Annotated in this window: 2 rRNA genes (1 of these 2 cut by a window edge); both read right to left on the reverse strand. The window is 53.7% G+C overall.

From position 1 onward, the window contains the following. Window positions 1-29 precede the first annotated feature (29 nt). Window positions 30-144, reverse strand: a 5S ribosomal RNA gene (gene rrf / locus J5474_RS22325). Window positions 145-318: 174 nt separating this feature from the next. After that, window positions 319-2,500, reverse strand: a 23S ribosomal RNA gene (locus tag J5474_RS22330) (it continues 680 nt past the right edge of the window).

Below are 2,500 nucleotides of genomic sequence, written 5' to 3' on the forward strand. Positions count from 1 at the left end.
ATAGTATAGAGACAGATTGCGTTTACTAGGTTTGGCAGTTACCTACTCTCCCACGTCTTGAGACGCAGTACCATTGGCGTGGAAGCACTTAACTTCCGGGTTCGGAATGGATCCGGGTGTATTGCTTTCGCTATGACCACCAAACCGAGTAAACGCAATGGTCGTTCCTGTGGAAGGCATGCAGCGTTGTGCTGTCTTTGGCTTCCTTTTGGAACGACGATCAATCAACGGCGCTCCCTGTGTTTGGGAGCGCGTTCGTTATCCAAGTCTGTACACTGTTGTGTATGCCTTGATTTTGTAACCTTGCTGTTACTGGATCAAATCAAGCCTATCGGACGATTAGTACCGGTCAACTGAATGCATTGCTGCACTTACATCTCCGGCCTATTGACGTGGTGGTCTTCCACGGTCCTCAGGGATACCTTGTTTTGAGGGGGGCTTCCCGCTTAGATGCCTTCAGCGGTTATCCTGTCCGAACATAGCTACCCAGCACTGCCGTTGGCACGACAACTGGTCCACCAGTGGTTCGTTCACCCCGGTCCTCTCGTACTAGGGGCAACTCCTCTCAAGTATCCTACACCCACGGCAGATAGGGACCGAACTGTCTCACGACGTTCTAAACCCAGCTCACGTACCTCTTTAAATGGCGAACAGCCATACCCTTGGGACCTGCTCCAGCCCCAGGATGAGATGAGCCGACATCGAGGTGCCAAACACTGCCGTCGATATGGACTCTTGGGCAGTATCAGCCTGTTATCCCCGGCGTACCTTTTATCCGTTGAGCGATGGCCCTCCCACTTGGGACCACCGGATCACTATGGCCGACTTTCGTCTCTGCTCGACTTGTCAGTCTCGCAGTCAGGCTGGCTTATGCCATTGCACTCAACGAGCGATTTCCGACCGCTCTGAGCCAACCTTCGCGCGCCTCCGTTACGCTTTAGGAGGCGACCGCCCCAGTCAAACTACCCACCACGCAGGGTCCCGGATCCGGATAACGGACCGCGGTTAGACTTCAAACAGAACAAGGGTGGTATCTCAAGGGAGGCTCCACAGAGACTGGCGTCCCTGCTTCGAAGCCTACCACCTATCCTGCACATGTTGTGTCTGAAGCCAGTGCGAAGCTGTAGTGAAGGTGCACGGGGTCTTTCCGTCTAACCGCGGGAAGCCTGCATCTTGACAGGCAATTCAATTTCGCTGAGTCGATGTTGGAGACAGCGGGGAAGTCGTTACGCCATTCGTGCAGGTCGGAACTTACCCGACAAGGAATTTCGCTACCTTAGGACCGTTATAGTTACGGCCGCCGTTTACCTGGGCTTCAATTCAGAGCTCTCACCCCTCCTTTTAACCTTCAGGCACCGGGCAGGCGTCAGACCCTATACGTCGTCTTGCGACTTCGCAGAGCCCTGTGTTTTTAATAAACAGTCGCCACCCCCTGGTTTGTGCCCCCGGCACTCATGTACCGGGCCTCCTTCTCGCGAACTTACGGAGGTATTTTGCCGAGTTCCTTCAACATCGTTCTCTCAAGCGCCTTGGTATTCTCTACCAGTCCACCTGTGTCGGTTTAGGGTACGGTCTCATGAAGGGCTATTTCCAGGAACCGTCTTGAACATGCTCCAATCCGATAAGGAACATGCGTCGCCACGATCCGTCACATCCTTCTGGCCCAGGAATATTAACCTGGTTCCCATCGACTACGCCTTTCGGCCTCGCCTTAGGGGCCGGCTTACCCTGCTCAGATTAGCTTTAAGCAGGAACCCTTGGACTTTCGGCGAGAGTGTCTCTCACACTCTTTGTCGCTACTCATGTCATCATTCTCGCTAGTGATCTCTCCACCGGATGGCTCACGCCCCGGCTTCATCGAAAGCACATGATCTTGTGCTACCGCCTATCGGCTACTTGAGCACGTTTGCACGTACCCAGCCTTCCAATGTGCGATAGTAAAGATCAGTGCTATGTCACACTACGCTCCGCTACCATGCGCTATGCGCATCCTCAGCTTCGGCTCATGGCTTGAGCCCCGTTACATCTTCGCCGCAGGACAACTTGATTAGACCAGTGAGCTGTTACGCTATCTTTAAAGGATGGCTGCTTCTAAGCCAACCTCCTGGTTGTTTTGGTCGTCCCACCTGCTTTCCCACTTAGCCATGAATTGGGGGCCTTAGCTGGAGGTCAGGGTTGTTTCCCTCTCCACTACGGGCGTTAGCACCCGCAGTGTGTCTGCCATCTAGTACTCCCGGGTATTCGGAGTTTGGTTAGGATCAGTAAGCCTGTGGGGCCCCATTACCCATCCAGTGCTCTACCCCCCGGGGTATTCGGATGACGCTCTACCTAAATAGATTTCGCGGAGAACCAGCTATTTCCGAGTTTGATTAGCCTTTCACCCCTAGCCACAACTCATCCCGACCTTTTTCAACAGGTGTGGGTTCGGACCTCCAGTAAGTGTTACCTTACCTTCATCCTGGTCATGGCTAGATCACTCGGTTTCGGGTCTGATCCATCT

The organism is Sagittula salina (assembly GCF_017813235.1).
Classification (GTDB): Bacteria; Pseudomonadota; Alphaproteobacteria; order Rhodobacterales; family Rhodobacteraceae; genus Sagittula; species Sagittula salina.